We start from the raw sequence: 26568 nt of genomic DNA, 5'->3' as shown, positions 1-26568 counted from the left end.
GGTCAATTCGGGGTCAGAGCACATTTTTCGTTAAATTCGGGGTCAGAGCACTTTTCTGAACAATTGATCACCAGCGCTGTTCGCTAGCTGGCCAGCGTAGACAAGAGCGCGGGCGCTGACGACAGACGTCGGTCTCCACGGATTAATACCCGTTGGCTCTTGATCGAAAAAGTGCTCTGACCCCGAATTTCTGTCAAAAAGGGCTCTGACCCCGAATTTGTGTAATGGCCTGCGAGTATCTTGAAGGCGGGAACGCGGGGCTTCTGTCCTGCATCCAATCGTCAGGCATACGACCAGGAGATTCCATGCAGGCCGCCGCACCGAACCCCTCTTCCCTCGACGACGACGCGCTGCTGCGCCGCATCCGCGCCGGTGACCGCGACGCGTTCTCCGATCTGATGCGGCGCTTCAACCGCCGCCTTTACCGCGTCGCGCGCAGCGTCCTGCGCGACGATGCGGAAGCCGAGGATGCGCTCCAGGATGCCTATCTGCAGGCCTATCGCGCCCTGCCCGCGTTCCGCGGCGAATCGGCGCTCGGCACCTGGCTCACCCGCATCGTCGTCAATGCCGCGCTGATGCGCCAGCGCAAGACCGGGCGGCTCGCCGACGTTATCGAACTGGGCGCGGATTTCGGTTCGGACGATGCGATCCTGCCCCGCGACCGGCTGGACGAGCCGGCGCAGCCCGAACTGGCCGCGCTGCGCGCCCAGACGCGGCGCCTGATCGAGACAGGCATCGACAAGCTCCCGGCCGCCTTCCGCACGGTGTTCGTGCTGCGCGCGGTGGAAGAGCTGACCGTGGAAGAGACCGCGGCCACGCTCGACATCCCCGCGGCGACCGTGCGCACCCGCTATTTCCGCGCGCGGGCCATGCTGCGCGAGGCGCTCGCGCGCGAGATCGACTTCGCGATCGAGGATGCGTTCGGGTTCGACGGCGCGCGCTGCGACCGGATCGTCGATGCGGTCCGGCGCCGGCTGGACGCGGAACCGTCCCCCTGACACGAAGCGGGAACGCGCGCGCCAAAGCGTGCATCGAATGGATTGTTTCACCTAAACCACCCATTCAAGGAGTCCGCCATGAACAAATCCGCCCCGCTGCTGCTGTCCGCCCTGCTCGCCCTGAGCGCCACCGCCCACGCGGCCGGCCCGAACGACGCGCAGATCGCCGCCATCGTCGTCGCCGCCAATGCGGTCGACATCGACGCCGGCAAGCAGGCCGAGACGAAAACGCAGAACAAGGACGTGCGCGCCTTCGCCCAGCGCATGGTGGCCGACCACGCCGGCGTCAACCAGCAGGCCGTCGCGCTGGTGCAGAAACTGCACGTGACGCCCGAGGACAACGACACCAGCAAGAGCCTGACGAAGGACGGCGCGGCGACGCGCACCCGGCTGGCCGCCCTGTCCGGCAAGGCGTTCGACAAGGCCTATGTCGACAACGAAGTGACGTACCACGAGACCGTGCTCGGCGCACTCGACAAGACGCTGATCCCGAACGCGTCGAATGCCGAACTGAAAGCCCTGCTCGTCAAGGTCCGCCCGGCGTTCGTGGCGCACCTGGAGCATGCCAAGCACATCCAGGCCGAACTCAAGTGAAGACCGCATTCGCCACGCTGATTGCCGCGTTGTGCACGCTGCCCCTCATGGCCGGCGCGGCGGAACACCACGTCGTCATCGACGGCATGAAGTTCACGCCGCAGGTCGTGCAGGTCAAGAAGGGAGATACGATCGTGTGGGAGAACCGCGACATGTTCGTCCACAACGTGACGGCGGCCGGCGTCAAGTCGGGTGACCTTCAACCCGGAAAGACCTGGCGCTGGGCGGTGCCGGCGACGATGTCGTTCGACTATCTCTGCACGCTGCATCCGGTGATGAAGGGACGCGTCGAGGTCAAGTGATCGTCACACCTGCATGTTCATGATGTCGTGATAAGCCGACACCAGCTTGTTGCGCACCTGCACCGTCGCCTGGAAGTTGATGCTCGCTTTCTGCATCGCGATCATCGTATCGGACAGGCTGACGGAATCGTCACCCGCCGCGAATTTCTTGCCCATCTCGTCAGCTTGTATCTGGGAATTGCTGACGTTCTGCAGCGATGCCTTCAGCGCATCCGAGAAGCTGACCTTGGTCGATGATTCGGCCGCATCGGGAGCGCCCAGCTTGCCGATGCCGCCCAGCCCGCCCAGCGCCTCCGTCGGTGACGCCGGGCCGGCCGGCTTTTGTGCCGCCGACTTCAGCTGCGCCATCATCGCTTCGATCCGGCTGCTGTCGATGCCGCCGATGTTCATGTCCGTTCTCCCGTGCCTGTCAAACAAATCGATTCAGGCTGTCAGAATATCAGCGCCCGGGCAATGATTGCCTTCGAGCAGCACGGTAAACAGGGCCTTATTCCGGGGTTTGAATGTTGCCGTACGGCTCCATAATGGCGTTCATACACCCATTCCCTCCCCCAACATGGCAACGACAGCGGAAGAACTCCTCGACAGCGACATCGCAACCCCGGCCGACGAGAAGCCGAAGTTCTGGCAGACGACGAACGGCAAACGCATCGTCATCGGCGGCGCCATCGCCGGCGTGGTGGCCATCGTCGCGGCACTGTGGCTGTGGACGTCGGCGCCGGAATACAAGGTGCTGTTCTCCAACTACACCGACAAGGACGGCGGCGCCATCACCGCCTCGCTCGACCAGATGGGGGTCAAGTACAAATTCTCGGACAGCGGCAGCGCGATCCTCGTGCCGGCCGACCGCATCCACGACCTGCGCCTGAAGCTGGCCCAGCAAGGCCTGCCGCGTGCCGGCAACGTCGGCTTCGAGCTGCTGGAGAACCAGAAGCTGGGCACGTCGCAATTCGTCGAGCAGGTCAACTACCAGCGCTCGCTGGAGGGTGAGCTGGCCAATTCGATCCAGTCGCTGTCCGCCGTCAGCTCGGCCCGCGTGCACCTTGCGCTGCCGAAGCCGTCCGTGTTCGTGCGCGACCAGCAAAAGCCGACCGCATCGGTCCTCCTGAACCTGCAGCCGGGCCGCGCCCTCGACCAGGCGCAAGTCAGCGCCATCGTGCACCTGGTGGCGTCGTCGATCCCGGAACTGACGCCGGCCAACGTGACCGTCGTCGACCAGAACGGCACCTTGCTGTCGGACAGCGCGAACAAGAACGGCAAGCAGCTCGACCCGAACCAGCTGAAATACGTCGAAGCGCTGCAGCAGAACATCGTCAAGCAGGTCCAGTCGATCATCGCCCCGCTCGTCGGCCAGAACAACGTGCGCGCCGAAGCGACCGCCGAAGTCGACTTCGCCCAGACCGACACCGCGGCCGAGATGTACAAGCCGAATTCGCCGCCGGAACCGCAGGCGATCCGCAGCCAGCAGACGTCCGAGCAGAACGGTCCGGGCAGCACGAACCCGTCCGGCATCCCGGGCGCGCTGTCGAACCAGCCGCCGGGCGTGGCGACCGCACCGCTCGACGGCGGCGCCCAGCCCGCCCAGGCCCAGGCGTCCACCGGACCGAGCCGCAAGGATTCCACGACCAATTACGAAGTCGACAAGACCATCCGCTACGAGCAGAAACCGATGGGCGGCATCAAGCGCCTGACGGTCGGCGTGGTGGTGAACTACCGCCGCACCATCGATCCGAAGACGGGCAAGGTCGTCGTCAAGCCGCTCAGCGCCGCCGAAGTCGCGCAGATCAACGAACTGGTCAAGCAGGCGATGGGCTACAGCCAGGCGCGCGGCGACACGCTGAACGTGACGAACGCCCCGTTCGACGGCGTCGACAAGCCGGAAGAGCAGGCGCCGGACTGGTGGAAGGATCCCGCCAACCTGCCGCTGGCGAAGGACATCGCACGCTACGTCTTCATCGCCCTCGTGCTGGCTTTCCTGTGGTTCCGCTTCGTGCGGCCGCTGCTCAAGCCGGCGATCAAAAAGTTCGACGAAGCCGTGGCGATCCCGCCCGAACCGGAACCGGAAGAGCCGGAAGCGGAACCGGAGCCGGACCCGGACGAAGAAGCCCGCATCCAGCGTGAAGAGGAAGAACAGCAGAAGGTCCAGGTCTACAAGAGCAACCTGGAAATGGCAAAAGACATGGCCAAGAACGATCCGCGCATCGTGGCCAACGTGATCAAGGAATGGCTGGGGACCGAGTAATGAGCGACAAGGACAAGGACAAGGAAAGCACGACCAAGGCAGCCATCCTGATGCTGGCCCTGGGCGAATCGGAAGCGGCCGAAGTGATGAAATTCCTCGGCCCGCGCGAAGTGCTCAAGCTGGGCGCCGCCATGGCGCAGATGAAGGCCGTGCAGCACGAGGAAGTCCTGACGGTGCTGGGCGAATTCCGCGAGCGCGTCGACCTGCAGTCGACCGTCGGCCTCGATTCCGACGAATACATCCGCCAGGTGCTGACCAAGGCCCTCGGTGACGACAAGGCCGCCGTGCTGCTGAACCGCATCCTGGGCGGCAAGGACGCCTCCGGCATCGAGAGCCTGAAGTGGATGGACTCGCCGTCCGTCGCGGAACTGATCCGCAACGAGCACCCGCAGATCATCGCGACGATCCTCGTCCACCTCGAGCGCGACCAGGCCTGCGAAGTGCTGGCCCACTTCACGGACCGCCTGCGCAACGACGTCGTGCTCCGTATCGCCACGCTGGACGGCGTGCAGCCGGCCGCCCTGCGCGAGCTGAACGACGTGCTGACCAAGCTCCTGTCCGGCAACGAAAACATCAAGAAGTCGTCGCTGGGCGGCGTGCGTACCGCGGCCGAGATCCTGAACTTCATGAGCGGCGAGCAGGAAAGCTCGGTCATGGAGAACATCAAGAACTACGACAACGACATGGCGCAGAAGATCATGGACGAGATGTTCGTGTTCGACAACATCATCGACATCGACGACCGCGGCATCCAGCTGCTGTTGCGCGAAGTGCAGTCGGAAATGCTGATCATCGCGCTGAAAGGCGCGTCGCAGGACTTGCGCGATAAAATCTTCAAAAACATGTCGCAACGTGCGGCGGAAATGATGCGCGAAGACCTGGAATCGAAAGGTCCCGTGCGCCTGTCCGAAGTGGAAACCCAGCAGAAGCAGATCCTGCAAATCGTCCGGCGCCTCGCCGACGAAGGGCAGATCGTGCTGGGCGGCAAAGGTGAGGATTCGTTCGTCTGATGGCCATCTCAAAAGAGTTTCAGTCCGCATATCAACGCTGGGAAATGACGTCGTTCGGCGACGAGCGTCCCAGCGTCCGTGCCCAGCGCGAAGCGGAAGCCGCCGCCGCCGCGGCCGCCGCGCGCGCGTACGAGGCGCCGCCCCAGCCGGAGCCCATGATCCAGCTGCCGACCGCGGAAGAGCTCGAAGCGATCCGCGCCGCCGCGCGCGACGACGGCTATGCGGAAGGTCTCGAAGCGGGCCAGGCCGAAGGCCACGCCGCCGGCTACGAGGAGGGCCTTGCGCTGGGCCGTGCCGAAGCGGCCGAGGAACTGGAACACCTGCGCCAGCTCGCCACGACGTTCGGCGATGCCGTCACGCAGGCCGACGAGGCCATCGCCAACGACGTGCTGGAACTCGCGCTGCACCTTGCGCGCGGCATGGTGCGCACGGCGTTCGACGTCAAGCCGGACCTGATCATCCCCGTCGTGCGCGAAGCCATCGACTACCTGCCGAACCTGCAGCAACCGGCCCTGCTGATGCTGCATCCGGAAGACGCGCTGATCGTGCGCAGCGGCATCGGCCACGAGTTGGACAAGAACGGCTGGCGCATCGTCGAGGACGATAGCATCGCGCGTGGCGGTTGCCGCGTGGACACGGCCAGCAACCAGATCGACGCCCAGATCGGCGCGCGCTGGCAGCGCCTGACGCATGCGCTCGGCAAGGACCTGGACTGGCTGGAATGAATACGCACACGGGCCGCTGGAAGGCTTACCTGAACGACTGCGCCAACGTGGTCGATCTCGTCGAGCCGATGCAGGTGTCGGGCCGCGTCACGCGCGTGGCCGGCCTCGTGATGGAATGCGTCGGCCTGAAACTCGCGGTCGGCGCCGCCTGCATGATTCCGGTCGCGTCCGGTGCCCGCATCGAGGCGGAAGTCGTCGGCTTCGAAGGCGAACGGTTGTTTTTGATGCCGCAGTCGGACGTCGAAGGCGTCGTGCCCGGCTCGCGCGTATTCCCGATCGAAGCGAGCATGCCGAAGCCCGGCACCGTGACGCATCCGCGCCGCCGCCCGATGGACCGCGCGCGCCACCTGCCCGTCGGCTGGGGCCTGCTGGGCCGCGTCGTCGACGGCGCCGGCCGTCCGCTGGACGGCAAGGGGCCCGTCTCCACGGAACACATGGGCCCGCTCAACGCGCGCCCCATCAACCCGCTCGACCGCGTACCGATCTCGGAAACGCTGGACGTGGGCGTACGCGCCATCAATTCGATGCTGACGGTGGGCCGGGGCCAGCGTCTCGGCCTGTTCGCCGGTACCGGCGTCGGTAAATCCGTGCTGCTGGGCATGATCGCGCGCTACACGACGGCGGACGTGATCGTCGTCGGCCTGATCGGCGAACGGGGCCGCGAGGTGAAGGAATTCATCGAGCAGATCCTGGGCGAGGAAGGCCTGGCCCGCTCGGCCGTCGTGGCCGCGCCGGCCGACTCGCCGCCGCTGATGCGCCTGCAGGGCGCCGCCTACGCGACCGCCATCGCCGAGCACTTCCGCGACGAGGGCCGCAACGTCCTCCTGATCATGGATTCGCTCACGCGCTACGCGATGGCGCAGCGCGAGATCGCCCTCGCCATCGGCGAACCGCCGGCCACGAAAGGCTATCCGCCGTCGGTGTTCGCGAAACTGCCCGTGCTGGTGGAGCGCGCGGGCAACGGCCAGGCGGGCGGCGGCTCGATCACGGCGTTCTATACCGTGCTGTCGGAAGGCGACGACCAGCAGGACCCGATCGCCGACGCGGCGCGCGGTATTCTCGACGGCCACATCGTGCTGAACCGCAAACTGGCTGAGGCGGGTCACTACCCCGCCATCGACATCGAACAATCGATCTCGCGCGCGATGCACGGCATCACGTCGCGCGAGCACCAGCAGGCCGCGCGCACCTTGAAGCAACTGTATTCGCGCTACGAGCGCTCGCGCGACCTGATCAGCGTGGGCGCCTACGCGCCAGGCACGGACCCGGTGCTGGACAAGGCCATCGCCTTGCACGAACGCATCGAGGCCTTCCTGTGCCAGGAAATCCACGACAACGTGGGCATGCTGCAGAGCTTGGGGGAATTGACCTCGCTGTTCGGCTGATTGGCCGGTAAAGCTCATCGGTATACTTGATCTACCATGGCCAATGCATCCGCACTCGAAACCCTGATCGACCTCGCCCAGCGCGAGTCCGACGCCTGCGCGAAGCGCCTGGGCGCGGCGCTGAAGGCCGTCGACGAGGGAGAGCAGAAGCTGCAGATGCTGCTCGGCTACCGCGACGACTATGCGAACCGGCTCGACGCGGCGCAAATGGCAGGCATCACGCCGTTCGCGTACCAGAATTTCGTCGCCTTCCTCGGCAAGCTGGAACAGGCGATCGACGGCCAGCGCGAAGTGCTGAAGCATGCGCATGTCAAGGCCGACATGGAAAAGAAGGGGTGGCAGGAGAGTGAGCGCAAGCGCCTGTCGTACCGGACCCTGAACGAGCGCGCGGCCGCCGAGGCTCTTGCGATCGAAAACAAGCGCGACCAGAAAATGATGGACGACCACGCGGCCCGGACAGTCCGCGCCAGGCGCTGACCGGCGCCTTTAACCTGAGCGACTAGCGACATGACCACGACTTCCTTTAACCCGCAGCTCAACACGGCCGGCGGCATCAACCAGCGCCCGAGCAGCACGGGCAATGGCAATGGCGGCAGCGACGGCAGCCAGTTCAGCGCCATGCTCGCATTCGCGTCCACGCCGCCTCCGGCTCCGGCACCAGCACCTGCGCCGGCCGCGAAGCAGGACGCCGCCAAGCCGGCGGAAGCCGAGAAACCCGAGCAACCCGACGACGCCGCGCCGCAGCAGGCCGCCAAGCCGGCGGACAGCAAGACGGACGCTGCCGATTCGAAGGACGACGCCGCCGCCAAGGCCGATGACGACAAGGCCGACGACGACAGCACGGCCAAGGCGGGCGACCCGGCCAGCGCCATGCTGGCGCTGATGGCCAGCCTGCACAAGCCGGGCGCGGACGCGGGCAAGACGACGACCGCGGCCCAGGCCTTCGATGCACTGTCCGGCAAGGGCAAGCGCACGGACGCCGGCCAGCTGGCCGCACTGCAGGCCGCGATGAAGTCGGTGGCCAAGGAAGCCGGCGTCGATGCGGCCGGCGCGAAGATCTTCTCGGCCACGTCGATCAAGAACCCGGCCCTCGCGGCCGCCGGTGCCGACCTCGGCGCGGACAAGGCAGCGGCCGCGGCCGACCTGCGCACCACGCTGGGCAACGTCAAGGCGGAGGTCAAGCCGCAGCTGGACGCCGCCGAATTCAGCCTGCAGCAGGCGCGCGACGCCGCGCTGCTCGCCCAGAAGGAACAGGCACCGGTGGCGACCGTCGCTGCCGCCCAGCTGCAGCCGGCCATGCTGGAAGCGGCCCAGGCCGCCGCGGCCGCCGGCGAAGAGCTGTCGGCCCACGTCGGCACGGATGCGTGGAACGACCAGGTCGGCCAGAAGGTCATCTACATGGTCGGCGCCGAGGACCAGACCGCGTCGCTGACCCTGAACCCGCCGGACCTGGGTCCGCTGCAGGTGGTGCTGTCGGTCTCCAACGGCCAGGCCGACGTGACGTTCTCGGCGAACCAGCTGGAAGTCCGCCAGGCGCTGGAAAACGCCCTGCCCCGCCTGCAGGAAATGATGAAGGAGAGCGGCATTGCGCTGGGCAATGCGACCGTCAACGCGGGCATGTCGAACGGCGGCCAGGCGCAGCAGGACCAGGCGATGGCATCGAGCGGTTTCGGCCGTGGCAACAATGGCCGCGGCAACGGCGGCAATGGCGAGAACGGCACGGCGGGCGAAGCGACCGTCCGGCCCGCCACGCGCACGGCACGGATCGGTGATCGCGGGATGGTCGATACCTTTGCGTAAATAGTTCTGGCGTCATTGACAACGCGGTGGGGCGAGCGGTGCGAGCGCATCGGTCGCCCCACGGTGCATTTGGATACAGCCTCGACAACAAATCCGTCAAGAAACAACGAGATACCCCAGGTTCCTCCCTCTTTTCGACCGTTGCCGCTGCTCACTTTTTCCCGATAATGACATAATGACGGGACGATCCAACAGTGGGACCGAAGACTCTTGAAAGCGAATCCAAAAATCAAAGCCGATCCGAAAGCGGATGCGGCACCGGCAGCCAGCGGCGGCAAAGGCAAGCTGTTCATCATGATCGGCGCGGCCGTGGTCGTGCTCGGCCTGGGCGGAGGTGCCGGCTGGTACTTCATGCACGGCAGCAGCGCGGAAGCGGCGGCTGAGCCGGCCAAGAAGGACCACTCCAGCAGCAAGAAAAAGAAGAAGGACGAGGCGCCGCCCGAATACGTGGCCGTCGAACCCTTCACGGTCAACCTGCAGCCGGAACACGGCGACCAGTATCTGCAGGTCGCGTTCACCCTGCAGGTCGAGGGACCGGAGCAGGTCGAGCTCATCAAGGCCAACATGGCCAAGGTGCGCAGCCGCGTGTTGCTGCTGTTGTCGGGCAAGAAGGCATCCGAGATCAGCACGGTGGAAGGCAAGCAGCAACTGGCCGGCGAGATCCTCGCGGCGGTCAACGAACCGTTCGTGCCGCACGGTGACGAACAGGAAGTGTCGGACGTTCTCTTCACTTCCTTTATCATCCAATAAACCATGGGCCCCGCAAAACCATCGCGAGCGGCAGCAATTTTGGCAGAGAAGCGCAGCTGTACGAAGGTACAGCGAGCATCGCAGGCCAAAAGTGCAACGCGCAGCAGATTTGGTGGAGCCCATAAGAAGTCATTACGGTAAAGCAGCATCATGGCCGATAATTTTCTCTCACAGGAAGAAGTCGATGCCCTCCTCAAAGGGGTCAACGGCGATCAGGACGACGTAGCGGCGCCTGAAGACACCTCGGGAGTCCGCACGTATAACCTGGCAACGCAGGAGCGGATCGTCCGCGGCCGCATGCCGACGCTCGAGATCATCAACGAGCGTTTCGCCAGGTATCTGCGCGTCGGCCTGTTCAACTTTTTGCGCCGCTCCGCCGAAGTGTCGGTGGGGTCCGTGCGCGTGTCGAAGTACAGCGAGTTCATCCGTAACCTCGTCGTGCCGACCAACCTGAACCTCGTCCACATGAAGCCGCTGCGCGGCACGGCGCTGATGGTGTTCGATCCGGGCCTCGTGTTCCTGCTTGTGGACAACCTGTTCGGCGGCGACGGCCGCTTCCACACGCGCGTGGAAGGCCGCGATTTCACGCAGACCGAGCAGCGCATCATCATGCGCATCCTCGACATCGTGTTCGAGGCGTATGCCAAGTCGTGGGAACCGGTGTACCCGATCGAATTCGAGTACATCCGCTCGGAGATGAACACCCAGTTCGCGAACATCGCCACCCCGAATGAAGTCGTGGTATCGTGCACTTTCACCATCGAGCTCGGTTCGGTGTCGGGCCAGATCCACTTCTGCATGCCCTATTCGATGGTCGAACCGATCCGCGACGCGCTGACGTCGAGCATCCAGGGCGAGGCGCTGGAAGTCGACAAGCGCTGGATCCGCCTGCTGACGCAGCAGATCCAGGTGGCGGAAGTGGAACTGGTGGCCGTGCTGGGCCACGGCAAGGCCAATTTCGACGAAATCCTGAACATGAAGGTCGGCGACGTGATCCCGATCTCCGTTCCGGAAACGCTCCAGGCCACCGTGGACGGCGTGCCCGTCATGGACTGCAGCTACGGCGTGTTCAACGGACAATATGCGCTGAAGGTCGAGAAATTGCTGGCAAACAGCGAAACCTTCAACAAGTAAGCAACACAGGAGAAAAACATGTCCGACACTCAAGACGACCAAGACAGCCTCGACGACGACTGGGGCGCCGCGATCGCCGAACAGGCCGCCGCGGAAGCCGCTGCACTGGCGAACCAGCAGCAGGCGGCCTCCGCCGCCGTGTTTAAGGATTTCTCGAACAAGGGCCCCCGTCCGGAGACGCCCAACGACATCGACTTCATCCTCGACATCCCCGTCCAGCTGACGGTGGAACTGGGCCGCACCAAGATCGCCATCAAGAACCTGCTGCAACTCGCGCAGGGTTCCGTGGTCGAACTGGATGGCCTGGCGGGTGAGCCGATGGACGTGCTCGTCAACGGCTGCCTGATCGCCCAGGGCGAGGTGGTGGTCGTGAACGACAAGTTCGGTATCCGCCTCACCGACATCATCACCCCGTCGGAGCGCATCCGCAAACTCAACAAATGACGGCACGCCTGCTGACCACCCTCGCCCTCGCCCTCGCCCTGCCGCTGGCCGCCTGCGCGGCGCCGCCGGGGCCTGGGCAGGCAGCGGGACGGTCGACCGATGCCGCGCCGGCGGCAGCTGCGCAGGCGCCTGCGCCCGTCGCGGCCGAACCTGCGGCGGTGGCGGCACCGGCACAACAGACGACCCAGCAAACGCCACCGACGACTGCGCCCACGGCCCGCGCGCAGGCACAACCGCGGGCAATGGCCGGTACCGGCGCGCCCTCCGCCGCGGCGCCTGCTTCCGTTCCTGCGCAGACGCCTGCCGTCCAGCCCGACACCACCGCCCCGGCAGTGACCGCTACCCCCGACGTCGTCGCGCCACGCCCTGCCGCACCCGGCGCCACCGTCCCGCCGGTCACGATGCCCGCCGGTTCATCGACGAATAGCCTGCTGCAGACGCTGTTCGCACTGATCCTCGTGCTGGCCGTGCTGGGCGCCCTCGCCTGGTTCCTCAAGCGCTACGGCCCGAAGGTCGGCGGCGGCAACGCGAACCTGCGCGTCGTCGGCTCGCTGAACCTCGGCGGCCGCGAGCGCATCATGGTCGTCGAAGTGGGCAATGAATGGATCGTGGTCGGTGCATCACCCGGCCGCATCAATGCGCTGGCGACAATGCCGCGCCAGGACGGGCAGAATGGCGACAACGGCGGTACGAACGCCGCGCTTGCTCCCCATGGGCCGGCCGCGCACAGCTTCGCCGACTGGCTCAAACAAACGATCGACAAACGCAAGTGATGCTCAATAAACGACTTCTGCTGGCGACTGGGCTCGTGGCCCTGCCGCTGGCGGCGGCGGTGGCGGCGCCCGCCATCCCCGCTTTCACGACGAGCCCGGCCCCGGGCGGCGGCACCGCCTATTCCCTGCCGGTGCAGACGCTGCTCTTGATGACGGCACTGACCTTCATCCCCGCGGCGCTGCTGATGATGACGAGCTTTACGCGCATCATCATCGTGCTCTCCCTCCTGCGCCAGGCGCTGGGCACGCAGACGGCGCCGCCGAACCAGGTGATGGTGGGCCTCGCCCTGTTCCTCACGCTGTTCGTGATGGGGCCCACGTTCGACCGCGTCTACACCGAAGCGTACGTGCCGCTGCAGGAAAACCGCATCCAGATGGGCGAGGCGATGGACAAGGCGGCGGCGCCGCTGAAGGGCTTCATGCTGAAGCAGACGCGCCAGTCCGACCTCGCCCTGTTCGTCAAGATCTCGCGCACGCCGGCGCTGCAGGGGCCGGAAGACGTGCCGCTGCGCGTACTGATCCCCGCCTTCATCACGAGCGAACTGAAGACCGCGTTCCAGATCGGCTTCGCCATCTTCATCCCGTTCCTCATCATCGACATGGTCGTCGCGTCCGTGCTGATGTCGATGGGCATGATGATGATGTCGCCGGCCGTGATCTCGCTGCCGTTCAAGCTGATGCTGTTCGTGCTCGTCGACGGCTGGCAGTTGCTGCTGGGCTCGTTGTCCCAGAGTTTTTACTAGAGAGGACGCCATGACTCCGGAAAGCGTCATCGCGATGGGCCGCACGGCCATGGAAGTCACGCTGATGGTGTCGGCGCCGTTGCTGCTCGTCGCGCTCGTCATCGGCCTCGTCGTCAGCATCTTCCAGGCCGCCACGCAGATCAACGAACAGACCCTGTCCTTCATCCCCAAGCTGATCGGCGTCTTCATCGCGCTCGTGCTCGCGGGGCCGTGGATGATCACGGTCATGACCGACTACATGCGCACCCTGTTCAGCGGCATCCCGCAGATGATCGGCTGACGTTGCGCCCGCGATGATTTCGTTCACCACGACGGAGCTGTATGCGTGGATCGGCGGCCTGCTGTGGCCGCTGACGCGCATCCTCGGGCTCGTCGCGGTCGCGCCCGTGTTCGGCAACACGGCCGTCCCCATCCTCATCAAGACGACGCTCGGCGTACTGCTGGCCGCGATCATCGGCCCCACGCTCCCGCCCGTTCCAGCCGTCGATCCGACGTCGTGGGCGGGCATCCTGATCGTCGCGCAGGAACTGCTCATCGGCGTGGCGATGGGTTTTGCGATGCGCCTCGTGTTCGCCGCCGTCGAATTCGCGGGCGAGGTCGCCAGCTCGACGATGGGCTTTTCGTTCGCCACGTTCTTCGATCCCAGCTCGGCTGGCCGCTCGTCGGCCATCAGCCAGTTCCTCGCCCTCGTCGCGACGATGGCGTTCCTCGCCATGAATGCCCACCTCGTGCTGATCGAGGCGCTGGCAGAGAGCTTTTTCACGCTGCCGATCTCGGCCACGCCGATGTCGCTGTCCGCGCCGCTGGAAATGGTGCGCTGGGGCAGCCGCGTGTTCTCGGCCGGCCTGCAGATCGCGATGCCGATCGTCGCCGCCATGCTCATCACCAACATCGCGCTGGCAATCCTGACGCGCGCGGCGCCGCAGCTGAACCTGTTCGGTATCGGCTTCCCGATCACGCTGGGCGCCGGCTTCCTCATCATCAGCCTCACGCTGCCGTACCTCGGCACGCCGCTGCAGAACCTGTTCAACCAGGGGATCGAGGCGGGCCGCAAAATCCCGCGCGTGGGCGGCCAACGGCCGGGGCAGCCGCCCCCACCCGCCGCCCCGCGATAACAATTCGGGTGCAGAACAATTCGGGGTCAGAGCACATTTTTCGCGCAATTCGGGGTCAGAGCACTTTTCTGTGCAATGGTTCCGAAGCCATATGCATTCGTGGCTTCGCGTTCAATCCGTCATCGGCTTACAACATTCCAAAGAAAGCGGTCCCGCACGACGTCTGTGGTGACGACGAGCACTTACCCAAAAATGTGCTCTGACCCCGAAGTTTCCAAAAAATGGGGTCTGACCCCGAATGGGGGAAATTTACGAGATGTAGTTGAAGAGAGACAGGCCTGACATCGTCTTGAACGACACCTGGGCCGCCTGCAGCGTCTGCTGCTGCTGGGTGTACAGCGACACCGCCTTGACCATGTCCAGGTCCTGCAGGTCGCTCAGCGTGGTCTGGTACTGGATGTTGAGGTCGTCACCCGTGCTGTCCAGCGAGTCGACTTCCTTCAGGCGCGCGCCCACCGAGGCTTGCACCGTCAGCACGTTGTCCAGTGCGTTCTTCATGTTCAGGCTGGCCGCGTTCAGGTTGTTCGCCAGCGCGGCCTTGCCGTCCGAGCCGTTGGACGGGCTGCGCAGCGTCTGGATCAAATTCGTGATCGACGTGAACACCGACTGCTTCTGGCTCGGTTCCACGCTGAACTGGTCGCCGTTGGCCGGCGCGCCCTTGATGTCGAACGACATGCCGTCGAAGGCGATCGCCGCGCCCGCCGTGTAGGGCTGGTTGCTCAGCACGGCACTGGCCGGCGACGTCGAGTTGTCCGTCACCGTGTACGTCGTCACGGCCGGCGTGCCCGCGACCTGGAAGGCGATCGCGTAATCGTGGCCCGTCAGCTTGGTCGCGTCCGTCACGGCGCCCGGGGAAATGATGCCCGCGCCGGTGTTCGTGCCGGCGGCCTGCGTGACGAAAGTGCCGTTGCCGGTGACGTTCGCTTCGAAAATGGCGCTGCCGCTTTCGCTGATCGCCATCTTGCGCGCCGACCCGACCTGCAGCATGCGCTGGCCCTGGTCGCCCTGGTAAGTCGCGCCGGCGGGGGTCTGCGTGAACGGTTGCGTGGTCGTCTTGTAGCCGGAGAACAGATAGGTGCCCGTGCCGTCCGTCGTGTTGGCCGAGCCGAGCAGGTCGGCCATGCGCCCTTCCAGTTCGATGGCCAGCGCCTCGCGGTCGCTCTGCGTGTAGCCCCCGTTGCCGGCGGTGACGATCAGCGTCTGGATGTCCTGGATCTGGTTCGAGACGTCGGTGAGCGTCTTGTCGACCAGCGACAGCGACGACTTCGCGTTCGTGCGGTTGGTGCCGAACTGCGTGTTCATCGATTGCGACTGCGTCAGTTCGAGCGCCTTGGCCGAGCCGATCGGATCGTCGGCGGCCGTCAGCATGCGCTTGTTGGTCGACAGCTGCATCTGCGTCTTGGCCATCTGGCTCTGCAGCGTGTTGATCTGCGTGGTGCCGGCCTGGTAGATCGCGTTGGTGCTGATGCGTAGGGTCATGGCGTGGCTCCGTTAATCATTGGCCGATCTGCAACAGCGCGTTGAAGATCGTGTCGGCGATCTGCATCACCTTGCCCGACGCCTGGTAAGCCTGCTGGTACTTGAGCAGGTTGGCGGCCTCTTCGTCGAGATTGACGCCGGAAACGTTGTTGGCGGCAGCCTCCGCCTGCGTCAGCTGGGCCGCCGCGGCTTCCGCATTGGCCTGCACTTCGCGCGTCTTGTTGCCGATCGTGGACACCAGCGTGGCATAGGCCGACTGGTACGTGGCCTTGCCGCCGTCGAGGATGTTCTTCCCTTGCAGGTCGCCCATCAGGCCGGCATTGCGCGTGTCGCCCAGGCCCGTGTTCGGCGCGATGGTGAAGGTGTCGCCATTGCCCGGCGCACCGTTCATGGTGAAACTCATGCCGGCCACCGTGTAGCTGGCGCCGTCCTTGAAGGGCGGATTGGTACCGGCGGGATAGGTCGTCGTCGTGCCGTTCAGCGTCATGCTGACGCCTTGCCCCGCCGGGAAGCCGGACAGCGTGCCCGTCGCCTTGTCGAAGGCGAGCGTGACGCTGCTGGTCAGCGGCGAACCCAGGTAGTTCTTGTCGACCGAACCCGCGCTGATCTTGCCCGTGCCGCTGTTGGTCAGCGGGACGCTCGTGGCGATCGGCGCGGCGGCCGCGATCTGCGCGCCGTCCGTCAGCGCCAGCTTGAAGTTGGCGGCGCCGTTCTGCGTCGGGCGCACGAGGAAGTTGTCGCCCGAATCGGCAGCGCCCTGGATGTCGAACGCGAGGCCGTCGATGACCTGCGGCTGGGTCTGCGGGTACGGCGAGATCACCGTCTTCTTGTTGTCCGACAGGCGATACACGTTGTAGTTCGTGCCGTCGTAATCGACCTTGTAGTTGCTCGTCGTGAGTTGCGTGGCGTCGACGACCGTCGCCTTGATGGCCGTCGTGCTTGTATTGTTGTTGTTGATGTTCTTGGTCACGTCGGCCGGCGCGATGGTGAAGATGTCGCCGCCCGGCTTGCCGTTGCCGTCCAGGCCCAGCTTGTTCTGGTCGTTCATCGTCGTGGCCACCGCGATCGCGACGCGGCCCAGCGAGTTCTGCGCCAGGTCCAGCGACTGGCTGCGGAACTGCAGCACGGAGCCCAGTTCGCCGCCCGTGAGCGCGCTCTCGGCCATCGGCATGGTCTTGCCGTGGGTGACGTAACCGATCGTCACGCGCGTCTGGTCGGTCGGCGAGTTCATGGCCGCCAGCTCAAAGGCGTTCACGCCGACGACGAGCGGCTGGCCGTTGCCGATCGACACGGTCAGGCTATAGTTATCGCCCGGCACGACGGTGGCCTTGACCTGCTTGTTCAGGTCCATGATCAGCTGGTCGCGCTTGTCCAGCAGGTCGTTCGGCGGGTTCAGGCCGCCGGCCTCCGTCAACTGGCCGATCTTGTCGTTCAGCTGGGCGATCTGCTTGGCGTACGTGTTGATCGTCGTGACGCTCGCGGTCAGCTGGGTGTTGACGCCCTTGCGGATCTCGTCGAGGCGGCCGGTCATGCTCTGGAAGCGGGCGGCCAGCGTGTCGGCCGACGTCATGAACGAGCCGCGCGACGACACGCCCGCGCCGTCGCCCGTGAGGTTCTGCACCGCCGAAAAGAAGTCCTGCAGCGCCGGCGACAGGCCGGACGTCGTGTCGGCCAGCAGGTTGTCGATCTGCTGCACCTGCGCCTGGTAGGCGTCCAGCCCGCTGCTCGCCGCCTGGGCCGTGCGCACCTGGGCGTTGAGGAAATCGTCCGAATAGCGCTTGACCTGGGCGACCTGCGTGCCGGTGCCGATGTAACCGTTGGAGCCCCCCATCGAGATCGCAGTCGCCTGCACCACCACCTGGCGGCTGTAGCCGGCCACGTTGGCGTTGGTGATGTTGTTGCCGGTCGTCGCCAGGCCTGCCTGGGCGGCGTACAAACCGGTTTTGCCGATGCTGAGGAGGGACATGGTGGTTTTCTTTCTGCTATGTCATTGACGGCAAGTTCCGCCAAAACTTTATTCTTGTTCTTTTCTCATCGCCCCATCACGCCAGCGAGTGCTTGATGATGCGCGACAGCTTGGCCGCGTATTGCGGATCGGTCGCATAGCCGGCGCGTTGCAGGCCGTGCGCGAACGTGGCCGCGTCGCCGCCGTGCGCCAGCACTTTTTCGTAGCGCGGGTTATTGCTCAGCAAGCGGGCGTAATCCTTGAACGCGTCCGCATGCGAATCGTAGGCGCGGAATTTTTCCACGCGCGTGTGCGGCTTGCCGTTGATGTATTCGGTCGTGACGGCCGTCGCCACCTTGCCCTTCCAGCCCGGGCCGGCCTTGATGCCGAACAGGTTGTTGCTCGAGGTGCCGTCCGCATTGCGGATCACGCGGCGGCCCCAGCCCGTTTCGAGCGCGGCCTGGCCCATCATGAATTTCGCGGGCACGCCCGTCGCCTGTTCCGCTTCCTCGGCGGCGTCGGCCAGTTTTTCTTGGAATGCGCGCACGTGCGCCGGCTTGTTGGCGTTGTCCGTGCCGCGCGCGGCGCCCGTCACGCCGGCCGCGCCTGCCTTGGCCACGCCGTCGGTCGGCATCGTATCCGGATCGGCCTGCATGCGCAGGGCGGCGGCGCCATTGGCGGCACCGGCCTGCTGTCCGCCGCCGATGCCCAACGCCTGCTTGTTCATGTCCTGCATCAGCTGCTGGCCCTTCTGCTGCACGGTCAGCTGGCGCACGAGCACGTCGGCCAGGCCGATGCCGCGCTTGGCCATCTTCTGGCTCATCTGCTGGTCCAGCATGCCGGTGAACGTCTTCGTTTCCTGGCTGTCCGTCATGCCGTCCTGCGGTGTCGCGTCGCGCATGCTCTTCATCATCATGTTGACGAACATGGATTCGAACTGCGTGGCGGCCCCCTTCAGCGCTTCCGGCGAGCCGGCTTTCGCCGACTGCTTGAGGTCGCCGAGGCTGTTGGCGTCGAGCGCAAATTTACTGGACAGGTCGGAAGTGGAGCCGAGCATGATGGCCTCGCTGGTCAGATGATTTCGAGTTCGGCGCGCAGCGAACCGGCCGCCTTGAGCGCCTGCAGGATCGCGAGCAGGTCTTGCGGCGTGGCGCCGATGGCGTTCATCGCCTTGACGACTTCGGCCAGCGACGCGCCGCCGTTCAGCATGATGACCTTGCCGGCGTCCTTCTTGACGGACACCTGCGGCGTCTGCGTGACGACGGTGCGGCCCAGCGAACCCGGGTTCGGCTGGCTCACCTGCGTGTCGGCGCCGATGCTGACGGACAGGTTACCGTGCGAAATCGCGCACGGATCCAGCGTGACGGAGCGGTTCATGACGACGGAACCCGTGCGCGCGTTGACGATGATCTTGGCGGCCGCTTCGGCCGGCTTGACGTCCATGCCTTCCAGTATGCCGAGGAAGGTCACGCGCTGGTCGCTCGACGACGGCACGCGCACGCGGATCACGCGGCCGTCCAGCGCCGTGGCGATGCCCGGGCCGAACTTGTCGTTGATCGCTTCCACGACGCGGCTCGCGGTGGCGAAGTCCGTCGTGTTCAGTTCCAGCTTGACCTGGTTGTCGGCACCGAGGTTCGACGCGACGGCGCGCTCGACGGTGGCACCGCCCGAGATACGGCCGACGGCCAGTTGATTGACCTGCACCTGCGCGCCGCCGCCCGACGCACCCGCGCCACCGACGAGCACGTTGCCCTGCGCCATGCCGTACACCTGGCCGTCCGCGCCCTGCAGCGGGGTCATGAGGAGCGTGCCGCCGCGCAGGCTCTTCGCGTTACCCATCGACGAGACGGTCACGTCGATCGTCTGGCCCGGCTGCGCGAACGCGGGCAGCGAGGCGGTGACCATCACGGCCGCCACGTTCTTCAGCTGCAGCTGGGTGCCGGGCGGCAGGCTGATGCCCTTCTGCTGCAGCATCGCCGTGATCGACTGCACGGTGAACGGGGTCTGCGTCGTCTGGTCGCCGGTGCCGTCGAGACCGACGACCAGGCCGTAGCCGGACAACTGGTTCTGGCGCACGCCGCCGATGCTGGCGAGATCCTTGAGGCGCTCGGCGTGGACGGTGGTGGCCATCAGTGGACCAAGCAGTGCGGCGCAGAGGGCGATGATTTTGAAGTTCATATTTAGTCAGTCGGGGTCAGAGCCCACCCGTGTAAACCGGGCTCTGACCCCGAGTAGTTAAAATGGCAGCAACGACTGGAAGAAGCGCGACATCATCGACGTCATCTCGGCGCGGTCGATCTGGCTGTTGGTGCGGTATTCGACGCGGGCGTCGGCGACCAGGGTCGACTGCACGATATTGCCGGCCTGGATCGAATCCGGATTCACCATGCCCGAGAAACGGATGAATTCGACGCCCTTGTTCATGGCGATCTGCTTCTCGCCCACGACGATCAGGTTACCGTTCGGCAGGACTTCGGACACCGTCACGCCGATCGTGCCCGTGAAGGCGTTCGACGCGGTCTGGGTGTCGCCGTCGGCATACTTGATGCCGCTGCTCGTGGCGAGGTTGCCGCCCAGGCGGCCCTGCAGCGGACCCGGCACGTTGAGCTCGGCGCTGCCCGACTTGTTGCCGGTGCTCGCGCCGCTCTTGTTGGCGGCCGTCTTCTCGACGATAGCGACCGTGAGCACGTCGCCGATGTGGCGCGCGCGGCGGTCTTCGAACATCGGACGGAAGGTATTGGCGTTGTAGATCGCGCCTTCCGTCGGCGTGCCGCCATCGGCCAGCATCGGGCGCACCGACGTCGGGCCCTTGACGATCGACGTCGGGGTGGCTGCGCAACCGACGAGCGCCATGGCGATCGTCGCCCCTGCGAAGGCGGGGGCCCAACTGACGAACAGCGCCTTGGCGGTGGTCGCCATCGCCGCTCGTGTGCGGCGATGGCTCCCCGCGAAGGCGGGGATCCAGGTTTTATAAACCTTTTTCATAACTGGGAAATCTTTGCCAGCATCTGGTCGGACGTGGTGATGGCCTTGCTGTTGATCTCGTACGCGCGCTGCGTCTGGATCATGTTGACCATCTCTTCGACGACGTTCACGTTGGACGTTTCGACATAGCCCTGCATCAGCACGCCGGCGCCGTTCGTGCCCGGGGTGCTGGCCTGCGCGGTGCCGGACGAGCCGGTCTCGGCATACAGGTTCTCGCCCAGCGATTCCAGGCCGGCCGGGTTGACGAAGTTCGCCACCTGGATCGAGCCGATCTGCGTGGGCGCCACGGTGCCCGGCGTCGTGACGGACACGGTGCCGTCGCGGCCGACGGTCATCGTCAGCGCGTTGCTGGGCACGGTGATGGGCGGCTGCAACACGTAGCCGCTGGAGGTGACGAGCTGGCCGTTGTTATCGGTCTGGAATGAGCCGTCGCGGGTGTAGGCCGTGGTACCGTCCGGCATCAGGACCTGGAAGAAGCCCGAGCCGTTGATCATCACGTCCTTCGAGTTGCCGGTCTGCTGGGGATTGCCCTGCGTGTGGATGCGCTCGGTGGCGACGGCGCGCACACCGGTACCGATCTGCAGGCCGGACGGCAGCTGCGTCTGCTGCGAGGATTGCGCGCCGGGCTGGCGCACGTTTTGATACAACAAATCCTCGAACACGGCACGCGACTTCTTGAAGCCGTTCGTGCTGACGTTGGCGAGGTTGTTGGTGACGACGTCGAGGTTGGTCTGCTGCGCTTCCAGGCCAGTTTTCGCGATGTAGAGCGAACGGATCATGGTGTTCTCCTTTGGCGACGGCAAACCCGTCACCCACCATGAAATTATGTCCCAGAAGAAATCAAGTCAAAGCGAGGATCTGCGTCGCTTTCGCCGCGTTATTCTCCGCGTTCTTCAACAGGCTCATTTGTGTCTCGAGAGAACGTGCCAAAGAGATCATGTTCACCATCGAGTCGACGGCGGAGACGTTACTGCCCTCCAGCGCGCCGCTCGTCACCGTCACGGCCGCGTCGGCCTGGGCCGGGGTGCCGTCCTGCTGGCGGAACAAGCCGTCGTCGCCGCGCACGAGCTGTTTCTGGTCCGGATTGACGAGTTTCAGACGGCCGACGATGGTGGACGTGGCCGGCACGGTGTCCGTCGTCAGCGACGCGATCGAGCCGTCCTTGCCGATGGAGACTGTCGTGTTCGGTGGAATCGCGATCGGACCGCCCTCGCCCATCACCGTCTGGCCGTTCGCCGTCTGCAGGATGCCGTTGGGGCTGACCTGCAGCGAGCCGTTGCGCGTATAGGCCTCGGTGCCGTCCTGCATCTGCACGGCGATCCAGCCCTGGCCCTTGATGGCCACGTCGAGATCGCGTCCCGTCACCTGCAGCGGACCCGCCGTGAAATCCGCGCCGACCGTGTTGTCGACGACGAACGCGCGCGTGGGCAAGCCTTCGCTGACGACGGGCACGGCGCGGAACGTATCGAGCTGGGCGCGGAAGCCCGTCGTGGACAGGTTGGCCAGGTTGTTCGACGTCGTGGCCTGCTGTTCCAGGATGTGCTTGGCGCCGGAGGCGGCAGTGTAGATCAGGCGGTCCATGAATTCTCCAAATTGCCACGTCGTTCCCGCGAAAGCGGGAACCCATGCTGAGCAACAGAATTCGGAAGCTCAGTATGGATTCCCGCGTGCGCGGGAATGACGAGTCACGCGTTAGCGCAGGTTCACCAGCGTCTGCAGCACCGAGTCCTGCGTCTTGATCGTCTGGGCATTGGCCTGGTAAACGCGCTGGGCCGTGATCATGTTGACCAGTTCGGCCGTCAGGTCCACGTTCGAGGCTTCCGTCGCCGACGATTGCAGCACGCCGAAGCCGCCCGTGCCCGCGGTGCCCAGCAGCGGCGTCCCCGAAGCCGACGTTTCGGCCCACGAATTGTTGCCGATCGGCTCCAGGCCGCCCGCGTTCGTGAAATTCGCGAGGACGACCTGGCCCAGCGCCTTGGTCTGGCCGTTGCTGTACTGGCCCAGCAAGGTGCCGTCTGCGGCGGCCGAGAAGCGCTGCAGGTGGCCCGGCTTGTAGCCGTCCTGCGTGGTCAGTTTTTCGCTGGTGTCGGAGCCGTACTGGGTGCTGCCGTTGAAGCCGAGCTTGATCGACAGGGTTTCCTTGGCGCCCGTCGCCGGATAGACCGGGAAGGTCACGGCCAGCGGCAGCGTCTGCGGCGACATCAGGGCGGCCGACAGCGCGCCGTTCGAGTCGAACTTCAGCGTGCCGATCGGGACCGACGGCACGGACACGGCGGCGGCGATGTCCTTGTCGACCTGGTCAGGCGTGTACCCGGCCGTGTTGCCCGCGTCGGTGGCGGCGGTCTGGATGGCGGTGACGGTGGCCGCGGTGGCACCAGCCGTGCCCGCGGCGCCGCTGACGGCCGCGGACGCGGCGGCGGCATAGCTGGCCAGCGCGGCGGCGATGGCGGCCGGATCCTGCGGCGATGCCTTCGTGGCCGCGGTCCACGCGTCGCGCGCCGTCTGCGCCGCCGCGTTGCCCGTGGCGGCCTTGGCCACGTTGACGTTGGTGAGCTCGGTGCCGTCGGCGCCGGCATACACGTCCCAGGTGCCGGAACCCGTCTTCACGTAGAACATCGACATCGTGTGCTCGTTGCCCAGGGTGTCGTACACGCTGACCGGCACCTGCTTGTTGTACGTGGTCGCGTCGTTGGCGTTGAACGGGAAGTTGGTCGGGGCGGTCTCGCGCGAGTCCAGGTTGATCGACGTATCGACCTTGGTGGTCGCGACCGGCTTCATGTCGGCCGTGCTGATCTTCAGCGGGGCCGGCGTGCTGGCCAGGATCTGGCCATTCGGGCTGACGCCGTAGCCCGTCACGTTGGCGCCCTGCGGCGTGACGATGTAGCCGTTCTTGTCCAGCGAGAACTGGCCGTTGCGGGTGTACTGGACGGTGCCGGAAATCTCGGTGCGGAAGAAACCGGCGCCGTTGATGGCGATGTCGAGCGGGTTGGCCGTCGTCTCGATATTACCCTGGGTGAACTGCTGGGCGATGGCTGCCACGCTCACGCCGATACCGGCCTGGGTCGCGCCCGCGCCGTTCAGCGAGCGGGCGTAGACGTCCGCGAATTGCGTGTTCGAACCCTTGAAGCCGACGGTGCTCGAGTTGGCGATGTTGTTGCCGATGACGTCCAGCGATTTCGCTGCGCCGTTCAAGCCGCTCAGGCCTTGTTGGAAGGACATGTTGTGCTCCTGTTATTCGTTCGTTTCGCGGTACCGACCGCGCTTAGAGGACTTGTTTGATGTCGGCCAGCGTGAGCGCGCCCTTGCCGGACAGGTTCAGCTTGACGCCATCGGCGCTGTTGGTGGTGACGCTGGCGACGCTGTCGAACGACAGGCCTTTCGCGTCGGTCAGGTCGGCGCCGGCGCGCGTCGCCACGACCTTGAACGTGTAATTGCCATCGGCCAGCGTGACCGGCTTGCCGTTGCTGTCCAGCTTTTTCGGATCGGGCACGCCGTCCCACGCGAGCGGCATGACGCCGGCCTTCTGCGCGCCCATGTCGATCGTGTCCACTTCGTTGCCCTTGGCATCGCTGATGACGATCTTGACATTGTCGGCATCGGTGGCCAGTTCGGCACCCAGGATCGCCTTGCCGCTCGACAGCGTGACACCGCTGCCTTCGACGAGCACGCCGCGGCCGATCAGCCCCGTCGCCTGCATCGCTTCCGAGCTCTTGTAGCTGGACTGCAGCGATTCCAGCGTCGTGTTCAGCTTGTTCACGCCCGTCACGGTCTGCAGCTGCGCGAGCTGGCTCGTCATCTGGGCGTTGTCCATCGGGTTCAGCGGATCCTGGTTCTGCAGCTGGGTCACCAGCAGGGTCATGAACTTGTCGGTGTCGGCGGAGACGCTGTCCGTGCTGGTCGGCTTCTTCGCGTTCATCGTCGACATCAGGTCGGTGATGGGGGTGCTGGTGGTATCGGTTACGGTCGCCATGGGAGCGTGTCAGAAAGAGTGGATCGGATTACTGGCCGAGGGTCAGTGTCTTGAGCAGCATGGTCTTGGCCGCGTTCATGGTCTCGACGTTCGTCTGGTACGAGCGCGACGCCGACAGCATGTTGACCATCTCGTCGACCACGTTCACGTTGGGCATAGACACATAGCCCTTGTCGTCGGCGAGGGGATTCTTGGGGTCGTACACCTGCTTCAGGGGCGAGGCATCCTCGACCACTTCGCGCACCTTGACGCCCGTGCCGCTGTCCATCGGGACGGCCTCGAACACGACCTGCTTGGCGCGGTAGGCTTCGCCCGTGGCGCTCGTCGCGCTGTCGGCGTTGGCGAGGTTGCTGGCCGTCGTGTTCAGGCGCTGCGCCTGGGCGCTCATCGCCGAGCCGGCCACGTTGAAGACATTAAACAAGGACATGATTACTGGCCTCCCTGGATGGCCGCGAGCATATTGCGGATCTGCTGGTTGAGCATCGTGATGCCGGCTTCGTAGCGCAGCGCGTTGTCGGCGAACTGGGTGCGCTCCGTGTCCATGTCGACCGTGTTGCCGTCGACCGCGCCCTGCGTCACCGTGCGGTACAGCACGGGCGTGGCGCCGTCGCCCAGCGTCTTGCCGTCGACGGCCGCCTGGCCGTTCGGATAATGGGCGGCAGCCGTCGTGTTCAGCGGTCCCGTGTTCGTCGCGCGGGCCAGCGCACCCTGCAGCGCGCTGGAGAAATCGATGTCGCGCGCCTTGAAGTTCGGCGTGTCCGCGTTGGCGATGTTCGAGGCGAGCAATTCCTGGCGCTGCGAGCGCAGGCTCAGCGCGGTTTCATTGAAGCGCAGGTACTCGTCGAGTTTGCCGATCATGATTACTCCAGGCATGGGGTGGTGGACAGGATGGATCATACGGACCGGCGGACTCTTCCAATCGGGCAATAAAGCGACCCAAAACCCGGCTATTCGGCGATTCGATGGCGGCGTGCCGGACCTAAGATGGCACCGTCGCAAAAAACCGTATCGCTCACTTATTCATGAAACGCACGCTCATTACCGCCCTGCTCATCGGCTCCGCCGCGCTGGCGCACGCGCAGACGACGCCCGCTGGCGGCCGTCAGAACGTCAACACCCTGCGCACCGTCGTCGAGCAATTCCTGCAGACGCAGACGGCCGGCCTGCCCGGCACCGTGACGGTGAAAGTGGGCGCGATCGACGCCCGCACGGCGCTGGCCGCCTGCCCCGCGCCGGAAGCGTTCCTGCAGCCGGGCGCGCGCGCCTGGGGCAAGACGACCGTGGGCGTGCGCTGCACGGCGCCGTCGAACTGGACGCTCTTCGTGCAGGCGCAGGTGAACGTGCAGGCCGACTACGTGGCCGCCGCGCTGCCGCTGGCCCAGGGCCAGCCGATCGAGCAGAGCCAGCTCGTGTTGATGAAAGGCGACATTGCCGCCATGCCGAACGGCATCATCACCGACATGGCCCAGGCAATCGGCCGCACCCCGACCGTGTCGCTGGTGGCCGGCACGCCGTTGCGCCTGGACACGCTGCGCAGCCGGCCCGTCGTGCAGCAAGGCCAGGCGGTACGTCTGGTTACTAGTGGAAATGGATTTTCAGTATCAGCCGAAGGCAAGGCGATCGGCAACGCCAGCGACGGCCAGATCGTGCAGGTGCGCACGCCATCCGGCTCGGTCGTGAGCGGCACGGCGCGGAGCGGCGGGATGGTCGAAGTGGCGTTTTGATGGCAGCAAAGGAGCAGGATCGTTGAAAGTGCGGCTTGCGTCCGCACTTTCTTTGATGTCCCCTAAAGTTTAGGGCAAGGGCGCCGTTATTGAAGGCAGATCCCGGGCTTTCTGCTCCGACCTGAGAAGGATGATGCTGTGAAAATCAACGATACACTCAAGAACAACGCGAGCGTCCAGGCCAACAACACGTCGGCCACGACTGCGAAGAGCAGCGACGCGGCCGCCGCGAAATCGGTCATGCCCGCAGCGACCGACACCGTGCGCCTGTCCTCGCAAGGCCAGGCCCTCGCGGCAGGCAGCACCAGTCAAGTGTTCGACAGCAGGAAGGTCGAACGCATCAAGGCGGCCATCGCGGATGGCCAGTTTCATGTGAATTCCGAGAAAGTGGCGGACGGCCTGTTGGATACGGTGCGCGATCTGCTGCATTCCCGCAAACAATAGATAACC

The 26568-nt window shown here is 65.3% G+C and carries 30 protein-coding genes; 18 read left to right on the top strand and 12 right to left on the bottom strand.

What is annotated here, in order from left to right:
• Positions 1-305: 305 nt before the first annotated feature.
• The 3 genes from ACEN9H_RS04550 (at position 306) to ACEN9H_RS04540 (ending at position 1894) form a co-directional block, all read left to right on the top strand.
• Complete coding sequence (locus ACEN9H_RS04550) at positions 306-998, top strand: RNA polymerase sigma factor (protein ID WP_413673907.1); 693 nt, start codon at positions 306-308, stop codon at positions 996-998.
• Positions 999-1076: 78 nt separating this feature from the next.
• Positions 1077-1592 carry a DUF4142 domain-containing protein gene (locus ACEN9H_RS04545; RefSeq protein WP_056136297.1) on the top strand — a complete coding sequence of 172 codons (516 nt, stop codon included), beginning with the start codon at positions 1077-1079 and terminating at the stop codon, positions 1590-1592.
• Entirely contained in the window at positions 1589-1894 is a 306-nt protein-coding gene (locus ACEN9H_RS04540) for a plastocyanin/azurin family copper-binding protein (protein ID WP_413673906.1), read from the top strand. Before ACEN9H_RS04545 ends, ACEN9H_RS04540 begins: the two co-directional genes overlap by 4 nt.
• 3 nt (positions 1895-1897) lie before the next feature.
• On the opposite strand, the gene fliE is transcribed toward ACEN9H_RS04540, so the two are convergent.
• Positions 1898-2284: a flagellar hook-basal body complex protein FliE gene (gene fliE, locus ACEN9H_RS04535; protein WP_413673905.1), complete on the bottom strand. Its 387-nt coding sequence runs from the start codon at positions 2282-2284 to the stop codon at positions 1898-1900.
• 166 nt (positions 2285-2450) lie between these two features.
• Between fliE and fliF the strand changes: the two genes are divergently transcribed.
• The 13 genes from fliF to fliR all read left to right on the top strand — a co-directional run bounded on the left by fliF (position 2451) and on the right by fliR (position 14015).
• A complete protein-coding gene (gene fliF / locus ACEN9H_RS04530) occupies positions 2451-4136 on the top strand; it encodes a flagellar basal-body MS-ring/collar protein FliF (RefSeq protein WP_371770169.1) in 1686 nt (561 codons plus the stop codon).
• Positions 4136-5146, top strand: coding sequence for a flagellar motor switch protein FliG (gene fliG / locus ACEN9H_RS04525; protein ID WP_056136288.1), 1011 nt, complete (start codon positions 4136-4138; stop codon positions 5144-5146). Before fliF ends, fliG begins: the two co-directional genes overlap by 1 nt.
• A 44-nt stretch (positions 5147-5190) precedes the next feature.
• The gene (locus ACEN9H_RS04520; protein ID WP_413673904.1) at positions 5191-5871 is read left to right on the top strand and encodes a flagellar assembly protein FliH; all 681 of its coding nucleotides are present in this window, start codon (positions 5191-5193) and stop codon (positions 5869-5871) included.
• A complete protein-coding gene (gene fliI, locus ACEN9H_RS04515; protein WP_056136284.1) occupies positions 5868-7256 on the top strand; it encodes a flagellar protein export ATPase FliI in 1389 nt (462 codons plus the stop codon). The genes ACEN9H_RS04520 and fliI overlap by 4 nt, the downstream gene beginning before the upstream one ends.
• Before the next feature lie 36 nt (positions 7257-7292).
• A complete protein-coding gene (fliJ, locus tag ACEN9H_RS04510; protein ID WP_413673903.1) occupies positions 7293-7733 on the top strand; it encodes a flagellar export protein FliJ in 441 nt (146 codons plus the stop codon).
• A 30-nt stretch (positions 7734-7763) separates the two neighbouring features.
• Positions 7764-9056, top strand: coding sequence for a flagellar hook-length control protein FliK (locus ACEN9H_RS04505; protein ID WP_413673902.1), 1293 nt, complete (start codon positions 7764-7766; stop codon positions 9054-9056).
• A gap of 210 nt (positions 9057-9266) precedes the next feature.
• A complete protein-coding gene (fliL, locus tag ACEN9H_RS04500; protein ID WP_413673901.1) occupies positions 9267-9806 on the top strand; it encodes a flagellar basal body-associated protein FliL in 540 nt (179 codons plus the stop codon).
• A 150-nt stretch (positions 9807-9956) separates the two neighbouring features.
• Positions 9957-10940, top strand: coding sequence for a flagellar motor switch protein FliM (fliM, locus tag ACEN9H_RS04495; RefSeq protein ID WP_056136276.1), 984 nt, complete (start codon positions 9957-9959; stop codon positions 10938-10940).
• 18 nt (positions 10941-10958) lie between these two features.
• Positions 10959-11384, top strand: a complete 426-nt coding sequence (fliN, locus tag ACEN9H_RS04490) for a flagellar motor switch protein FliN (protein WP_056443540.1) — start codon at positions 10959-10961, stop codon at positions 11382-11384.
• The gene (fliO, locus tag ACEN9H_RS04485) at positions 11381-12157 is read left to right on the top strand and encodes a flagellar biosynthetic protein FliO (RefSeq protein ID WP_413673900.1); all 777 of its coding nucleotides are present in this window, start codon (positions 11381-11383) and stop codon (positions 12155-12157) included. Before fliN ends, fliO begins: the two co-directional genes overlap by 4 nt.
• Entirely contained in the window at positions 12157-12900 is a 744-nt protein-coding gene (fliP, locus tag ACEN9H_RS04480; RefSeq protein WP_056136272.1) for a flagellar type III secretion system pore protein FliP, read from the top strand. The genes fliO and fliP overlap by 1 nt, the downstream gene beginning before the upstream one ends.
• Before the next feature lie 10 nt (positions 12901-12910).
• A complete protein-coding gene (gene fliQ, locus ACEN9H_RS04475) occupies positions 12911-13180 on the top strand; it encodes a flagellar biosynthesis protein FliQ (protein WP_056136270.1) in 270 nt (89 codons plus the stop codon).
• A 13-nt stretch (positions 13181-13193) separates the two neighbouring features.
• A complete protein-coding gene (fliR, locus tag ACEN9H_RS04470) occupies positions 13194-14015 on the top strand; it encodes a flagellar biosynthetic protein FliR (protein WP_160410182.1) in 822 nt (273 codons plus the stop codon).
• Between the two features lie 249 nt (positions 14016-14264).
• Here the strand turns inward: fliR and flgL are convergent, their stop codons facing one another.
• The 11 genes from flgL to flgB form a co-directional block, all read right to left on the bottom strand.
• Complete coding sequence (flgL, locus tag ACEN9H_RS04465; protein WP_413673899.1) at positions 14265-15494, bottom strand: flagellar hook-associated protein FlgL; 1230 nt, start codon at positions 15492-15494, stop codon at positions 14265-14267.
• A 16-nt stretch (positions 15495-15510) separates the two neighbouring features.
• Positions 15511-17460, bottom strand: a complete 1950-nt coding sequence (gene flgK, locus ACEN9H_RS04460; RefSeq protein ID WP_413673898.1) for a flagellar hook-associated protein FlgK — start codon at positions 17458-17460, stop codon at positions 15511-15513.
• A 76-nt stretch (positions 17461-17536) separates the two neighbouring features.
• Positions 17537-18496 carry a flagellar assembly peptidoglycan hydrolase FlgJ gene (gene flgJ, locus ACEN9H_RS04455; RefSeq protein ID WP_056136262.1) on the bottom strand — a complete coding sequence of 320 codons (960 nt, stop codon included), beginning with the start codon at positions 18494-18496 and terminating at the stop codon, positions 17537-17539.
• 14 nt (positions 18497-18510) lie between these two features.
• Positions 18511-19617: a flagellar basal body P-ring protein FlgI gene (locus ACEN9H_RS04450; RefSeq protein ID WP_413673897.1), complete on the bottom strand. Its 1107-nt coding sequence runs from the start codon at positions 19615-19617 to the stop codon at positions 18511-18513.
• Positions 19618-19674: 57 nt separating this feature from the next.
• On the bottom strand, positions 19675-20292 hold the full coding sequence (locus tag ACEN9H_RS04445) for a flagellar basal body L-ring protein FlgH (RefSeq protein ID WP_056136882.1): 618 nt from the start codon (positions 20290-20292) through the stop codon (positions 19675-19677).
• A gap of 128 nt (positions 20293-20420) precedes the next feature.
• A complete protein-coding gene (gene flgG, locus ACEN9H_RS04440; RefSeq protein ID WP_413673896.1) occupies positions 20421-21203 on the bottom strand; it encodes a flagellar basal-body rod protein FlgG in 783 nt (260 codons plus the stop codon).
• A 61-nt stretch (positions 21204-21264) separates the two neighbouring features.
• Entirely contained in the window at positions 21265-22005 is a 741-nt protein-coding gene (flgF, locus tag ACEN9H_RS04435; RefSeq protein ID WP_371770177.1) for a flagellar basal-body rod protein FlgF, read from the bottom strand.
• 111 nt (positions 22006-22116) lie between these two features.
• On the bottom strand, positions 22117-23643 hold the full coding sequence (locus ACEN9H_RS04430) for a flagellar hook protein FlgE (RefSeq protein ID WP_413673895.1): 1527 nt from the start codon (positions 23641-23643) through the stop codon (positions 22117-22119).
• A gap of 43 nt (positions 23644-23686) precedes the next feature.
• On the bottom strand, positions 23687-24394 hold the full coding sequence (locus ACEN9H_RS04425; protein WP_413673894.1) for a flagellar hook assembly protein FlgD: 708 nt from the start codon (positions 24392-24394) through the stop codon (positions 23687-23689).
• A 28-nt stretch (positions 24395-24422) separates the two neighbouring features.
• Entirely contained in the window at positions 24423-24821 is a 399-nt protein-coding gene (gene flgC, locus ACEN9H_RS04420) for a flagellar basal body rod protein FlgC (protein ID WP_036233823.1), read from the bottom strand.
• A gap of 2 nt (positions 24822-24823) precedes the next feature.
• The gene (gene flgB, locus ACEN9H_RS04415; protein WP_413673893.1) at positions 24824-25252 is read right to left on the bottom strand and encodes a flagellar basal body rod protein FlgB; all 429 of its coding nucleotides are present in this window, start codon (positions 25250-25252) and stop codon (positions 24824-24826) included.
• A gap of 164 nt (positions 25253-25416) precedes the next feature.
• Here flgB and flgA point away from each other — a divergent pair, with 164 nt between their 5' ends.
• Positions 25417-26118, top strand: a complete 702-nt coding sequence (gene flgA, locus ACEN9H_RS04410; protein WP_413673892.1) for a flagellar basal body P-ring formation chaperone FlgA — start codon at positions 25417-25419, stop codon at positions 26116-26118.
• A 138-nt stretch (positions 26119-26256) separates the two neighbouring features.
• Positions 26257-26562, top strand: coding sequence for a flagellar biosynthesis anti-sigma factor FlgM (gene flgM / locus ACEN9H_RS04405; protein ID WP_413673891.1), 306 nt, complete (start codon positions 26257-26259; stop codon positions 26560-26562).
• Positions 26563-26568: the final 6 nt, after the last annotated feature.

Source organism: Massilia cellulosiltytica (assembly GCF_047325105.1).
GTDB lineage: Bacteria > Pseudomonadota > Gammaproteobacteria > Burkholderiales > Burkholderiaceae_D > Telluria > Telluria orientalis.
Note: the sequence above shows the minus strand (reverse complement) of the source record. Positions and strands in the feature narration are given on the sequence as shown.

Bases quoted from the DNA above. Each gene is read 5' to 3' on its own strand.
- ACEN9H_RS04550 (WP_413673907.1), top strand. From the start codon at position 306: ATGCAGGCCGCCGCACCGAACCCCTCTTCCCTCGACGACGACGCGCTG.
- ACEN9H_RS04545 (WP_056136297.1), top strand. From the start codon at position 1,077: ATGAACAAATCCGCCCCGCTGCTGCTGTCCGCCCTGCTCGCCCTGAGC.
- fliE (WP_413673905.1), bottom strand. From the start codon at position 2,284: ATGAACATCGGCGGCATCGACAGCAGCCGGATCGAAGCGATGATGGCG.
- fliF (WP_371770169.1), top strand. From the start codon at position 2,451: ATGGCAACGACAGCGGAAGAACTCCTCGACAGCGACATCGCAACCCCG.
- fliG (WP_056136288.1), top strand. From the start codon at position 4,136: ATGAGCGACAAGGACAAGGACAAGGAAAGCACGACCAAGGCAGCCATC.
- ACEN9H_RS04520 (WP_413673904.1), top strand. From the start codon at position 5,191: ATGACGTCGTTCGGCGACGAGCGTCCCAGCGTCCGTGCCCAGCGCGAA.
- fliI (WP_056136284.1), top strand. From the start codon at position 5,868: ATGAATACGCACACGGGCCGCTGGAAGGCTTACCTGAACGACTGCGCC.
- fliJ (WP_413673903.1), top strand. From the start codon at position 7,293: ATGGCCAATGCATCCGCACTCGAAACCCTGATCGACCTCGCCCAGCGC.
- ACEN9H_RS04505 (WP_413673902.1), top strand. From the start codon at position 7,764: ATGACCACGACTTCCTTTAACCCGCAGCTCAACACGGCCGGCGGCATC.
- fliM (WP_056136276.1), top strand. From the start codon at position 9,957: ATGGCCGATAATTTTCTCTCACAGGAAGAAGTCGATGCCCTCCTCAAA.
- fliN (WP_056443540.1), top strand. From the start codon at position 10,959: ATGTCCGACACTCAAGACGACCAAGACAGCCTCGACGACGACTGGGGC.
- fliO (WP_413673900.1), top strand. From the start codon at position 11,381: ATGACGGCACGCCTGCTGACCACCCTCGCCCTCGCCCTCGCCCTGCCG.
- fliP (WP_056136272.1), top strand. From the start codon at position 12,157: ATGCTCAATAAACGACTTCTGCTGGCGACTGGGCTCGTGGCCCTGCCG.
- fliQ (WP_056136270.1), top strand. From the start codon at position 12,911: ATGACTCCGGAAAGCGTCATCGCGATGGGCCGCACGGCCATGGAAGTC.
- fliR (WP_160410182.1), top strand. From the start codon at position 13,194: ATGATTTCGTTCACCACGACGGAGCTGTATGCGTGGATCGGCGGCCTG.
- flgL (WP_413673899.1), bottom strand. From the start codon at position 15,494: ATGACCCTACGCATCAGCACCAACGCGATCTACCAGGCCGGCACCACG.
- flgK (WP_413673898.1), bottom strand. From the start codon at position 17,460: ATGTCCCTCCTCAGCATCGGCAAAACCGGTTTGTACGCCGCCCAGGCA.
- flgJ (WP_056136262.1), bottom strand. From the start codon at position 18,496: ATGCTCGGCTCCACTTCCGACCTGTCCAGTAAATTTGCGCTCGACGCC.
- ACEN9H_RS04450 (WP_413673897.1), bottom strand. From the start codon at position 19,617: ATGAACTTCAAAATCATCGCCCTCTGCGCCGCACTGCTTGGTCCACTG.
- ACEN9H_RS04445 (WP_056136882.1), bottom strand. From the start codon at position 20,292: ATGGCGCTCGTCGGTTGCGCAGCCACCCCGACGTCGATCGTCAAGGGC.
- flgG (WP_413673896.1), bottom strand. From the start codon at position 21,203: ATGATCCGTTCGCTCTACATCGCGAAAACTGGCCTGGAAGCGCAGCAG.
- flgF (WP_371770177.1), bottom strand. From the start codon at position 22,005: ATGGACCGCCTGATCTACACTGCCGCCTCCGGCGCCAAGCACATCCTG.
- ACEN9H_RS04430 (WP_413673895.1), bottom strand. From the start codon at position 23,643: ATGTCCTTCCAACAAGGCCTGAGCGGCTTGAACGGCGCAGCGAAATCG.
- ACEN9H_RS04425 (WP_413673894.1), bottom strand. From the start codon at position 24,394: ATGGCGACCGTAACCGATACCACCAGCACCCCCATCACCGACCTGATG.
- flgC (WP_036233823.1), bottom strand. From the start codon at position 24,821: ATGTCCTTGTTTAATGTCTTCAACGTGGCCGGCTCGGCGATGAGCGCC.
- flgB (WP_413673893.1), bottom strand. From the start codon at position 25,252: ATGATCGGCAAACTCGACGAGTACCTGCGCTTCAATGAAACCGCGCTG.
- flgA (WP_413673892.1), top strand. From the start codon at position 25,417: ATGAAACGCACGCTCATTACCGCCCTGCTCATCGGCTCCGCCGCGCTG.